Raw genomic sequence first — 12,066 nt, 5'->3', positions numbered from 1 at the left:
GCGGGGGAGATTGCGTGGACGCAAGCGGGATCGATCAAATACAACTGAGTTTCAGCCCAACCGCGTTGGCGGTTCTTAACGGCATCATTGCCGTGATCCTGTTCGGCGTGGCGCTGGACATACGTTGGCAGGACTTTCGATCCGTCACCCGGCGTCCACAAGCCGTCCTGGCAGGGCTGTTCTGCCAGTTTTTGTTGCTACCGGCCATCGCCTGGGGCTGCATCCTGCTTCTGCGCCCCCACCCGTCGATCGCACTGGGACTGATGCTGGTCTCTGCCTGTCCCGGAGGCAACGTGTCGAATTTTCTGACGGCCATGAGCGGCGGGCACGCCGCGTTGTCCGTAAGCATGTCGGGGCTATCGACCTTAGCGTCGATTGTGATGACGCCGTTGAATTTCATGTTCTGGGCGGGGCTTTACCCACCGACGCAAGTCCTGCTGAAGGCGCTGCCGCTGTCACCGGCCGACATATTGCTAACGGTGCTGGTCGTCCTCGTGATTCCGACTGTGCTGGGTATGGGGCTGGCAGGCCGCTACCCCAGCGTGGCGCAGCGGCTCAAACGGCCAATGCGAATGGCCTCGATGCTCATGCTCGCCGGCTTCATCGTACTGGGGCTGGTGGGGAACTGGAGCGCATTTGTCGAGCACATCGGCGTGGCCTTCTGGATCGTGGCCACCGTCAACGCGCTGGGACTCGGCATCGGCTATTGGCTGGCACGGCAGGTTCGGCTGAGCGAAGCGGAGTCGCGTGCGGTGGCATTTGAAACCGGCATCCAGAACTCAGGGTTCGGCCTGGTCCTTTGTTTCAATCATTTCGCCGGTTTGGGGGGCATGGCCATGATTGCGGCATGGTGGGGTGTCTGGCACCTGATCTCGGGCCTGACATTGGCCAGCCTTTGGAGGCGTTATGGGACGGCGGCCGGCGCCTGAATCGTCTCCGGGCCACTGACCTGCAGATGGCGTACCGAGCAGCGATCACGCCCAGCCCGCTTGGCGATGTACAGCTCGGCATCCGCGCAGCGATACAGCGCGTCCAGATCTGGGTCCACGGATGCCGGAATACAGACCGCACCCACAGAGACCGTCACCGGTCGATCGCCACCATCGGGGTGCGGGATTGCGAGATCGCGCACCGTCTGCCTGCAGCGCTCCGCATCGGTAAACAAGGTCTCGGCGCGACGCCCATGCCACACAACGACAAACTCTTCGCCCCCCAGGCGACAAACCAGATCTAGCTCGCGATGTGCCTGTGTGGCCAGCGCACGCCCCACACGGCGAATACAGTCATCTCCAGCGTCATGACCCAGTTGGTCGTTGTAGCGTTTGAAGTGATCGATATCGATCACCGCGAGCGCGATCGCCTGCGGGTCACTGCGGGCGCGTGCACGCAGCGTGCTGCCCAGCCGCGTCAGCACACGTCGATTGGGCATGAGGGTCATGGCATCGGTCTCGGCCATGAGCCGGTTCCATTCCTGTTGCAGCCAGGCGCGACGCGCCTGGTACTCCTGCCCGTAAAGCCCCACCAACGTGCCCGATAGCGCCACAAATCCGACGAACAGCTCATTGGCCGCCTGCGGAATCGAGCCGATATGGATGATTTCAATGGCCGACCAGGCCAGGATGAAGACGACACCCGCTGGCAGTGCCTGCCAGAACCGCAGCCGGGCACTAATGGCCCCGGAGACGATCGCCACGGGTGCAAACAGTGCGGGCAATTCGAAGCCTTCGGTCAGTCCCAGGACACGCTGGGCCTCCACACCCAAGGCGATGACAAACCCCGCCAAGATCAGCGCAGGGTCCCAGAGCCATCGGAGCCGATGACTGAGGTGGATCACCAGGGCCAGCACGATCACTGGAAATTCGATGCCCCACTGAATGAAGTGGGCGCCGGGAAGAAAACGCGCATCGGGCCGCATGATCAGCCATTCGCTAAGTGAATTGATCACCAGCAGTGCGATCACCACGATGGCCAAGAGGATTCTGGCGCCTCGGATACCGTTGACGTACCAGTGGCGAAAGGCGGTTTCCAACGACGCGGGGAAGTGCAACCACGGACGGGGATGGTCCAGGGCCTGTCGGATGGCAAGCGCTCTGGCCTGCACCCCGACCGATCCGGTGGGCAGGGTCACCGGATGCCGTGCAACAGTCTGTGATCTCGGTGTGAAAATGCGTCTGTCTTCCAGGCGGGGCGGACACGTTCATCTTGCCACTGAAATCGGCAGGATTGACCGAAACCTGAACCAATCGGTGGTACTCCTACCAATCGCAGCCCATCGACGCGTCGGTATGCTCGAGACTCAAAGGCGCGCCCATGTCGTGCGCCGAGGAGACGACAACGATGACCGAACATAGAATTGTTCCACGCAAGGGCCCGGACTTTGGTCTGGAGGACGACGACCTCCCACGCTACTGGTTTGGGGGCGATGCGTTTAAGTCGCGGTTCTTTGATGCCATGAGTTTGCTATTCCCCGAGGGTGAGCGCTTTTTCATCGCTTGCGTCCGCGATTTTCGTGACCAGATCACCGACCCCGATCTTCAGCACCAAGTGAAGGACTTCATTTATCAGGAAGGCCAGCACGGCATGGTGCATAGCCAGTTCAATCAACGCATCAAGGCGCAGGGTGTGGCTGTTGATCACATCCTCCAGGAAGAGCACCACTTTTTATTCAATGTCTTCCGCAAGCGCATGTCGCGGCGTTACACATTGGCGCAGACGGCCGCCGCTGAGCACTTAACCGCCTTGATGGCGCATGGGTTCTTCGCCAAGGGACTCCTGAAGGATGCCGATCCACGCATCCGAGCGATGTATGCCTGGCATGCCGTCGAGGAAATCGAGCACAAGGCCGTCGCATTCGATGTCTACAAGACCGTGGCTCGGGGCGGATACCTGACGCGTGTATTGGCCATGCTGCAAGTCAGCATCACGTTTCCATTGCACACCTTCTTGATCATGCGCCATATGTTCAAAGTCGATGCGCTACCGCGGCGGGGGCGTGCCTGGCTCAAGGGACTTTGGTGGCTGTACGGCCCGCGTGGCGTGTTCAGCGGACTATTGGGTCACTACCTGGCGTACTTCAAACCTGGCTTCCACCCCTGGCAGCAGGGACAGCTGGAGAGCTACGCAGCCTGGCGTGAGGCCTACGAACGGAGCGGCGACGCCATCGAAGCCGGCGAGGTGGTGGCCCGGGCGGCCTGAGCGCCGTTGCCGGGTTGCCGGTGACTGACGGAGGCTTGAAACTCGCCGACTGCGCCGCATGTCTGATGGGGTGACGGCCCGACACTGGGTCCCATGCCCAATCCAGACGAGAGCTTGCATGACCCCCGCCTTGGTCCACCGCTATCTAGACGCCCTGCCTGGCGATGCCACCGGTGGTCACCATCCACGTGTCGTCGAACACGCCGCCTACTCGTTGGTCGAACCGACACCGGTTCGGGCGCCAAGCCTGCTGGCGTGGTCCGATGCTCTGGCTAAAGATTTTGGCCTGGCCCGACCCGATACCACGGACTCATCCTGGCTTGATGTGCTGGCCGGCAACCGCCGCTGGCCAGGAACGCGTCCATACGCCAATTGTTACGGTGGCCATCAGTTCGGGCACTGGGCCGGGCAGCTGGGTGACGGGCGGGCCATCACGCTGGGCGAGTTTATTGATCGGTCCGGCCGCATCCACGAGTTCCAACTCAAAGGCGCGGGGCCCACGCCATACTCACGCGGCGCTGACGGTCGTGCGGTGCTGCGTTCTTCACTCCGAGAGTTCATCTGCAGCGAAGCCATGCATGCGCTAGGCGTACCGACCACTCGCGCCCTGTCGCTTGTCGCCACCGGGGAGCAGGTTGTACGTGACATGTTCTATGACGGCCATCCTGCGCCCGAGCCGGGGGCCATTGTCTGTCGGGTGGCGCCTTCGTTCTTGCGACTGGGTAGCTACGAACTACCCGCTGCACGGGGTGACCACGATCTGCTGCGGCGCATGGTGCAGTACACGATTTCAGAGCATGAACCCACGATTGACCCGCAGTCACCGGAGGCCGTGAGCCAGTGGTTCGATGCTGTTTGCCGGAGAACCGCAGCGCTGGTGGTCGAATGGACCCGGGTCGGGTTTGTTCACGGCGTGATGAACACCGACAACCTGTCGATCCATGGTCTGACCATCGACTACGGGCCGTATGGTTGGCTCGAACCCTATGAGCCGAACTGGACCCCGAACACCACCGATGCCCAGATGCGTCGGTACTGCTTTGGGAGACAGCCGAGTATCGCGCAGTGGAATCTGTCCCGATTCGGTGGCGCGTTGGCTCCGCTGGTCGACAACACCGAAGCCCTGGAGGCGGGTCTCGAGCGGTATGCGCAAGTCTACGAGGCATCGGCACGGCAGATGTACGCGGACAAGCTTGGACTGGCCGCATTAGAAGGGGCCGAGGACGAAGCCTTGCTCAGTGATTTGTTCAAGCTCATGCAGCAGACCGAAACCGACTACTGCCTGTTCTTTCGTTGCCTGGCCGAAGTGCCCGCCGAGGGCGCGCCGGATTCATTGCGCGCGCTGTTTGAACCGGCGTACTACCGAGCTGATGATTTACGCGGCCCCGTCGGTGACGCGCTGCTCGCTTGGCTGGCCCGCTATCAAGCGCGGATTGGCAGGCATCCGTCGGAGCAGCGGCGGGAGGCCATGAATGCGGTGAACCCGCTTTATGTGCCCAGAAACTATCTGGCACAGCAGGCCATCGAAGCGGCGGAGCAGGGTGACCTAAGCGAGCTGGAACGGCTTTGCGCCGTTTTGTCCCAACCCTACTCAGCGCAACCTGGGGCTGCGCGGTATGCGGCCAGACGCCCCGACTGGGCGCGGCATCGGCCGGGCTGCGCCGCACTGTCCTGCAGCTCCTGATCATGCGGGCATGGGAGGTCACCACGCGCTGGGGTTGATGCGATCCCGCTTGATCTTGTCTGGGTGATCAGCGAACCTTGCGGGCTGCCCATCCGGGCGGTTTTCTCGAACCTGAAGGATTTTGTTTATGACTGGAGGCGTGACACGCATTCCATTGACGGCCCGCGGCGCCGAGAAGCTTCGCGACGAACTGAAGGAGCTGAAGTCAGTACGTCGGCCGGCTGTGATCAAGGCCATTGCCGAAGCTCGGGAACACGGCGACTTGAAGGAAAACGCCGAATACCATGCGGCCCGCGAGCAGCAGAGCTTCATCGAGGGGCGGATTGCCGAGATCGAAGCCAAGCTGTCGAATTCACAGATCATCGATCCGACCAAGGCCAATGCCAATGGCAAGGTGATTTTTGGTGCCACCGTGGATCTGGCCGACGCCAATTCTGGTGATGAGGTGACCTACCAGATCGTCGGCGAGGATGAAGCCGACATTAAACAAGGTCTGATTTCCGTCCAGTCGCCCATCGCCCGTGCACTCATCGGCAAGGAAGAGGGCGAGGTGGTTGACGTGGTCGTGCCCGGCGGGACGCGTGAGCTGGAAATCGTCGAGGTTCGCTACCAGTGAAGTCCTTGACGTCGCCTCAGCGACAAGTGCTGCGCGCGGCCGCCCATCATCTGAATGTGGTGCTGCAAACCGGTGCGCGCGGCCTGACACCTGAGTTCACCGCCGAGGCCGAGCAGGCATTGGCCCATCATGAACTGGTGAAATTTAAGCTGGTGGCGTCTGACGCAGCGGATCGCAAGGCGATGGCCGAGCAGCTTTGCGAGGCTCTGGGCGCAGCCCATGTGCAGCAAATTGGCCATGTTGCCGTCTTGTATCGCGAAAACAAGGATCGTGCTCGCTTTCGTGAGCAACTGCGCCGCGCCTAGGCTTTCGCACTGCGCGTAGGCGATTCGTTATGGGCCAAAAACGCCGTTCTGCGTCCAGTCGACGCTGGCTCTCCGAACATGAGTCGGATCAGTACGTGCAGCGAGCACGCACTGAGGGATGGCGCTCGCGTGCGGTTTTCAAGCTGGAAGAGCTGGACCAGCGGGACCGCCTGCTCCGTCCCGGTCAACGGATCGTGGATCTCGGGGCGGCGCCGGGTGGCTGGACGCAGTATTGCGTGAAACGCTGCGGGTCGAAGTCGACGGTCATCGGCATCGACCTGCTGCCCATCGATCCGCTGCCGGGCAGCGTGCTCATCCAATCGGACTTCGAGTCCGATGAAGGACTGTCGGCGTTGGAGACGGCGTTGAACGGTCAACGGGTTGATCTTGTCTTATCCGATATGGCCCCCAACATCAGTGGCATCGCATCGGCCGATCAGGCGCGTGCCACCGGTCTGGTGGAGCTGGCTCTGGATTTTTGTGACCGCCAACTGGTTTCCGGTGGCGATTTTGTGGCCAAGGCTTTTCAGGGAGAAGGATTCGACGCCTGGTTGGCGCAGGTTCGGGAACGCTTTAAAAAGGTTTCTGTCCGTAAGCCGGCCGCCTCGCGCGCACGCAGCCGCGAGGTGTACGTGGTGGCGAGAAACTTCCGCCTGGGCTAGGGTCCGTTTGTAACGCATCGAACCTGTTGTCTTCCGATGCGATGTGAGGTCTGAACTTGAACGATTTAGCTAAGAATCTGCTGCTTTGGGTGGTTATCGCCGTCGTGCTGATGAGCGTATTTTCCAGCTTTCAGCAGAGCAGCTCGTCACGCACGCCGCTGCAGTATTCCGAATTCCTGGACAAGGTGGAGCAGGGAGCGGTCAGCTCCGTCACGCTGCAGGGCCAGACCATCTACGGGCAGTTATCTAGCGGGCAGCAGTTTGAGGCCTTTAATCCGGAGACGGATAACGGGCCGCTGATCGGCACCCTGCGTGACAAGGATGTGGTCATCGAGGGCAAGCCGCCTGAGCGCCAGTCCTTCCTGATGCAGCTGTTCATTTCCTCGTTCCCGATTCTGCTGCTCATTGGCGTCTGGATTTATTTCATGCGCCAAATGCAGGGTGGCGGGGGTGGTCGCGGCGCCATGAGTTTCGGCAAGAGCAAGGCGCGGATGCTGTCGGCCGATCAGGTAAAGATCACCTTCAGCGATGTGGCCGGCTGCGAGGAGGCCAAGAACGAAGTCGTCGAATTGGTCGATTTTCTGCGCGACCCGACCAAGTTCCAGCGCCTGGGCGGCAAGATTCCCCGCGGCGTGCTGATGGTGGGGTCGCCCGGTACCGGTAAAACGCTTCTGGCCAAGGCCATCGCAGGTGAGGCGGGTGTGCCCTTCTTCACGATCTCCGGCTCCGACTTCGTCGAGATGTTCGTCGGTGTCGGCGCCTCGCGTGTTCGCGACATGTTCGAGCAAGCGAAGAAGCATTCACCCTGCATTATTTTCATCGATGAAATCGATGCGGTTGGCCGTCAGCGTGGGGCCGGTCTGGGTGGCGGCCACGACGAGCGCGAACAGACCTTGAACCAGCTGCTGGTCGAGATGGACGGCTTCGAAGGCAGCGAGGGTGTGATCGTCATTGCCGCAACCAACCGCCCTGATGTGCTGGATCCCGCGCTGCTGCGCCCTGGCCGGTTCGATCGTCAGGTGGTGGTGCCGCTGCCCGATGTTCGTGGTCGTGAGCAGATTCTCAAAGTGCATATGCGCACGGTGCCGCTGGCCGCGAACGTCAAGCCTGGCGTGATTGCACGGGCGACGCCCGGGTTCTCCGGCGCAGATCTGGCCAACCTGGTTAACGAGGCCGCGCTGTTCGCCGCCCGGGCTGACAAGAAGCTGGTCGATCATGACGACTTCGAAAAGGCCAAGGACAAGATCATGATGGGCGCCGAGCGCAAATCCATGGTCATGTCGGATGAGGACAAGAAACTCACCGCCTACCACGAGGCAGGCCACGCCATCGTCGGATTGACGGTCCCCGAGCACGACCCGGTGTACAAGGTCACGATCATTCCGAGAGGGCGTGCCCTGGGCGTCACCATGTTCCTGCCTGAAGACGATCGCTACAGCTACACCAAGCAGTATCTGAATTCACAGATCTGCTCGCTGTTCGGCGGTCGGTTGGCTGAAGAGTTGATCTTCGGCTTGGACCGGGTCACCACCGGGGCGTCCAATGACATCGAGCGGGCGACGGAAATTGCGCGCAATATGGTCACGAAGTGGGGGCTGTCCGAGAAGATGGGGCCGCTGACGTATTCGGAGGACGATGGTGAAGTGTTCCTCGGCCGTTCGGTGACGCAGCAGAAGAACGTGTCAGATGAAACGGCACATGCCATCGACAGCGAAATCCGGCAGGTCATCGATAGCAACTACGGTCGGGCCAAGCAGATTCTCTTGGATCACATGGATGAACTGCATGCGATGGCGGCGGCGCTGATGAAATACGAGACCATCGATAGCGATCAGATCGCCGACATCATGGCAGGGCGCGAGCCAGGCCCACCGTCCAACTGGCAGGATCCTGATTCGGATCTACCGTCCGGTGGCGCGGGGGCTTCCAGTGCCGAATCGGGCAAAGCCCGGCCGGCGCCGGAGTCGGGTGTGGGTGGCCCTGCCGAGCAGCATTGATTCGAGCTTCCGGAAATGTACGACAGCGGCGCCTTCAGGGCGCCGCTTGTCATTGGGGAACATGATGCCGAACAAACCAGCATCCATCATGGGCGTGCTGAATATCACCCCGGATTCGTTCTCGGACGGGGGGCAATTCAATTCGGTGCCAGCCGCGGTTGACCAGGCGGCTGCCCTGGTTGAAGCGGGCGCCGACGTGCTTGATATCGGCGGTGAATCCACCCGGCCGGGCGCGGCTCCGGTGCAGGTTGAGGAAGAGCTCGACCGCGTCGTGCCGGTGATTGAAGCCTTGTCCGCCCGTTTCGATGTGACGCTTTCCGTCGACACGCGGAAGCCGGCGGTCATGCGCGCCGCCGTGGCGGCGGGCGCACACTGGATTAATGATGTTGAAGCCCTGCAGGCGCCGGAAGCACTGAAGACCGCGGTCGAATTGGGCGTCCCCGTGTGTCTCATGCACATGAAGGGTCAGCCTGGGACCATGCAGCAGGCTCCGGTTTATCGTGATGTCGTCACCGAAGTCACCGACTTCCTACAGGGCCGTGCACTAGCTTGTCTGGAGGCTGGCCTGCCGCGAGAGCACTTGATGCTCGACCCCGGTTTCGGTTTTGGCAAGACGCTGTCGCATAATACGGCGCTGTTTCAGGCACTTCCGTCACTTGTTGCGCTGGGCTATCCGATTTTGGTCGGTGTTTCGCGAAAGCGGATGCTCGGCGAATTGCTCGACGAGCCCGAACCCACCGGCCGCGTACTGGGTGGAGCCGTGGCGGCGGTCCTGGCCATTCAGTCCGGTGCGCGCATCATCCGCACCCACGATGTGAAGGAGACAGCCCAGGCCATTCGCGTCGCGAATGCTTTGGCACCCAAGCAATGAGCAATCGTCGCTACTTCGGAACCGATGGCATCCGCGGACGCGTGGGCCAAGGTGCCATGACCCCAGACTTCATGCTTCGACTCGGATGGGCCGTAGGTGAGCACCTACGTCACACCTCGGGCCGCAGCAAGGTCGTGATCGGAAAAGACACGAGGTTGTCCGGGTATCTCTTTGAATCTGCACTGGAAGCCGGCTTCGCCTCGGCGGGCATCGATGTCCTGCTCGTCGGCCCGATGCCCACACCGGCGATTGCTTATCTCACGAGTACCTTTCGCGCCCAGGTCGGCGTCGTGGTCAGCGCGTCGCATAATCCGCACTACGACAACGGCATCAAACTGTTCGGCGCCAATGGGCGCAAGCTGCCGGATGCCGACGAACTGGCCATCGAAGCCGCGCTGGACCAACCCATGACCTGCGTGGCGCCTGAGGCGGTGGGGCGCGCTCGGCGCATTGTCGATGCCGGGGGGCGGTACGTTGAGTTCTGCAAGAGCACCTACCGTTCGCCCGCGGCGCTGCATGGCCTGCGAGTCGCCGTCGATTGCGGGAACGGGGCCACATACCACGTTGCAGGCGACGTATTGCGCGAGCTTGGCGCCCAGGTCACCGAGCTTGCCGTGCGGCCCGACGGCTTCAACATCAATCAAGGCTGTGGAGCCACCGACCTGGCATTGCTGCAACGCACGGTGCAAGAGCAACAACTTGATCTTGGCATCGCCTTCGACGGAGATGGCGACCGCTGCATGATGGTGACCCGGAGCGGGCAGGTGGTCGATGGTGATCAGTTGGTCTATGTGATCGCCTCGTCTCGCAAGGCGCGGAAGAAGTTACGTGGCCCCGTTGTTGGCACGCTGATGACCAATCTTGGCGTCGAGCAGGCCCTGAACCAGCAAGGGATCGATTTCATCCGCGCCAAGGTTGGGGACCGGTACGTCATGGAGCAGTTGGTGGCCCATGACGGGCTCATTGGCGGCGAGTCTTCGGGTCACGTGATCTGCCTGGACCGCACAAGCACTGGCGACGGGATTGTCACCGCCTTGCAGGCACTGGCCGTGATCATGAATTCAGGCCGGTCGCTCGAAGAACTGATCGAACCGCTTCATCTCTACCCGCAACTGCTGGTCAACGTGCGCCTGGACGCCGGTGATGCGGCTGCAATCATGGCTGACCCGGCCGTTCAAGCCGCCAAGCAGGCCGTCGAGCAAGCCCTTGGGACCGCCGGCCGCGTCTTGCTGCGCCCCTCCGGAACCGAGCCCGTCATCCGGGTGATGGTGGAAGGCGAGGACGGCGCACAGGTTAAGCAACATGCGGAATCCATTGCAGATGCGGTTCGCCAGGCCAGCGCGGGTTAAGTCCCGCGCTCCAACGACTTTTGACAGACTGGAACAAACTTCACAGGTACCGATATGACACGACCCACCATTGTCGCCGGCAATTGGAAGATGCACGGCAATTTGGGCATGGCTGAAAATTTGGCCGAAGCCATCGCAGCTGGCGCCAGCGAATCCAAGGCCAAATTGATTGTTTGTCCCCCATACCCCTACCTGGATGCGGTGGTGCGCGCCTTGGGCGACTCCGACGTCCACGTCGGGGGACAGAACCTGGCGGATCAGCCGGATAGCGGTGCCTTCACGGGTGAGGTCAGCGGCACCATGCTGCGTGACATCGGCTGCTGGCACGTGATCGTCGGCCATTCGGAGCGGCGCAGCCTTTATGGTGAATCCAACGAGCAGGTGGCCACCAAGTTCGGGCTGGCGCGTGACGCCGGATTGGTGCCGATCCTCTGTGTCGGTGAGACGCTGGAGGAGCGTGAGCAGGGTCAGATGGAATCGGTGCTCAAGGCACAGCTAGAAGCGGTCGTGCGCATGCATGGGGTCGATGCCCTTCAGGATGCCATTGTGGCCTACGAGCCGGTCTGGGCGATCGGGACGGGCAAGACTGCGTCGCCCGATCAGGCACAGGCGGCCCATGCATTCCTGCGCCAACAGGTTGCTGCGCACAATGCTACAATTGCGGGCGTGCTTCCAATTTTGTACGGAGGCAGCGTTAAGCCCGGCAATGCGCCGGAACTGTTTGCTCAACCAGATGTAGATGGCGGCTTGATCGGCGGAGCCTCGCTCAAGTCGGAAGACTTTCTGGCCATCGCTGCTGCTGCATCCTGACTACCGTTTCCAACCATGTACACAGTCTTAGTTGTGGTCCAGGTCATCTTGGCACTGGGCATTATCGCGCTCGTGTTTCTTCAGCAGGGCAAGGGCGCCGAAGCCGGCGCGGCATTCGGTAGCGGCGCCTCGGGGACGGTTTTCGGATCGCGAGGCTCGGCGAACTTTCTGTCTCGAGCCACGGCCGTATCCGCTGCCCTGTTCTTTGCGGTGAGTCTTTCACTGGCGTATCTGGTCAGCCAACGGCATGAATCCAGCAGTGTGGTCGACCGTGTTCAGCAGCCAGCTGCTACGGATGACGCCGTACCGCAGACGCTTCCGGAAGAAACACCGGAGACGGTCGAGGAAATTCCCGAGTAACGGGTTCCTTTTTTGGCGGCGTCTCACTACAATTCGCCGCCTTGTTTAGCCGACGTGGCGGAATTGGTAGACGCGCTATCTTGAGGGGGTAGTACCGAAAGGTGTCCCGGTTCGACTCCGGGCGTCGGCACCAACAACTAGGAAAGCACTGATTTGTTCGCGCTGCCAAGACGGAGCCGGTTTTCGCGCGAGCCCAGGCGGAGCGAATAAATCAGTG

Annotated in this window: 12 protein-coding genes and 1 tRNA gene; 12 read left to right on the top strand and 1 reads right to left on the bottom strand. The window is 61.5% G+C overall.

What is annotated here, in order from left to right; genetic code table 11:
• Nucleotides 1–14 precede the first annotated feature (14 nt).
• Nucleotides 15–929: a bile acid:sodium symporter family protein gene (locus tag DEH80_RS05715; protein WP_109719509.1), complete on the top strand. Its 915-nt coding sequence runs from the start codon at nucleotides 15–17 to the stop codon at nucleotides 927–929.
• On the opposite strand, the gene DEH80_RS05710 is transcribed toward DEH80_RS05715, so the two are convergent.
• Nucleotides 905–2,128 carry a GGDEF domain-containing protein gene (locus tag DEH80_RS05710; protein WP_109719508.1) on the bottom strand — a complete coding sequence of 408 codons (1,224 nt, stop codon included), beginning with the start codon at nucleotides 2,126–2,128 and terminating at the stop codon, nucleotides 905–907. The two genes, DEH80_RS05715 and DEH80_RS05710, sit on opposite strands and share 25 nt — an antisense overlap.
• A gap of 209 nt (nucleotides 2,129–2,337) precedes the next feature.
• On the opposite strand from DEH80_RS05710, the gene DEH80_RS05705 reads away from it, so the two are divergent.
• The 11 genes from DEH80_RS05705 (at nucleotide 2,338) to DEH80_RS05655 (ending at nucleotide 11,982) form a co-directional block, all read left to right on the top strand.
• Nucleotides 2,338–3,195 carry a metal-dependent hydrolase gene (locus tag DEH80_RS05705; RefSeq protein WP_165831312.1) on the top strand — a complete coding sequence of 286 codons (858 nt, stop codon included), beginning with the start codon at nucleotides 2,338–2,340 and terminating at the stop codon, nucleotides 3,193–3,195.
• Nucleotides 3,196–3,313: 118 nt separating this feature from the next.
• Nucleotides 3,314–4,879 carry a protein adenylyltransferase SelO gene (locus DEH80_RS05700; protein WP_109719506.1) on the top strand — a complete coding sequence of 522 codons (1,566 nt, stop codon included), beginning with the start codon at nucleotides 3,314–3,316 and terminating at the stop codon, nucleotides 4,877–4,879.
• 139 nt (nucleotides 4,880–5,018) lie between these two features.
• Nucleotides 5,019–5,495, top strand: coding sequence for a transcription elongation factor GreA (greA, locus tag DEH80_RS05695; protein WP_109719541.1), 477 nt, complete (start codon nucleotides 5,019–5,021; stop codon nucleotides 5,493–5,495).
• Nucleotides 5,492–5,800, top strand: a complete 309-nt coding sequence (locus DEH80_RS05690) for a YhbY family RNA-binding protein (protein ID WP_109719505.1) — start codon at nucleotides 5,492–5,494, stop codon at nucleotides 5,798–5,800. Before greA ends, DEH80_RS05690 begins: the two co-directional genes overlap by 4 nt.
• Nucleotides 5,801–5,829: 29 nt before the next feature.
• Nucleotides 5,830–6,462: a 23S rRNA (uridine(2552)-2'-O)-methyltransferase RlmE gene (gene rlmE, locus DEH80_RS05685; RefSeq protein ID WP_109719504.1), complete on the top strand. Its 633-nt coding sequence runs from the start codon at nucleotides 5,830–5,832 to the stop codon at nucleotides 6,460–6,462.
• 56 nt (nucleotides 6,463–6,518) lie between these two features.
• Nucleotides 6,519–8,459: an ATP-dependent zinc metalloprotease FtsH gene (ftsH, locus tag DEH80_RS05680; RefSeq protein WP_109719503.1), complete on the top strand. Its 1,941-nt coding sequence runs from the start codon at nucleotides 6,519–6,521 to the stop codon at nucleotides 8,457–8,459.
• Between the two features lie 61 nt (nucleotides 8,460–8,520).
• Nucleotides 8,521–9,330 (top strand): dihydropteroate synthase, encoded by an 810-nt coding sequence (gene folP / locus DEH80_RS05675; protein WP_243412757.1) that lies wholly within the window; start codon nucleotides 8,521–8,523, stop codon nucleotides 9,328–9,330.
• Nucleotides 9,327–10,679, top strand: coding sequence for a phosphoglucosamine mutase (glmM, locus tag DEH80_RS05670; protein ID WP_109719502.1), 1,353 nt, complete (start codon nucleotides 9,327–9,329; stop codon nucleotides 10,677–10,679). Before folP ends, glmM begins: the two co-directional genes overlap by 4 nt.
• Nucleotides 10,680–10,733: 54 nt before the next feature.
• Nucleotides 10,734–11,489 (top strand): triose-phosphate isomerase, encoded by a 756-nt coding sequence (gene tpiA / locus DEH80_RS05665; protein WP_109719501.1) that lies wholly within the window; start codon nucleotides 10,734–10,736, stop codon nucleotides 11,487–11,489.
• 15 nt (nucleotides 11,490–11,504) lie between these two features.
• Nucleotides 11,505–11,849 (top strand): preprotein translocase subunit SecG, encoded by a 345-nt coding sequence (secG, locus tag DEH80_RS17735; protein ID WP_109719500.1) that lies wholly within the window; start codon nucleotides 11,505–11,507, stop codon nucleotides 11,847–11,849.
• 48 nt (nucleotides 11,850–11,897) lie between these two features.
• Nucleotides 11,898–11,982, top strand: a tRNA-Leu gene (locus DEH80_RS05655).
• Nucleotides 11,983–12,066: the final 84 nt, after the last annotated feature.

This window comes from Abyssibacter profundi, from assembly GCF_003151135.1.
Lineage (GTDB): Bacteria > Pseudomonadota > Gammaproteobacteria > Nevskiales > OUC007 > Abyssibacter > Abyssibacter profundi.
Note: the sequence above shows the minus strand (reverse complement) of the source record. Positions and strands in the feature narration are given on the sequence as shown.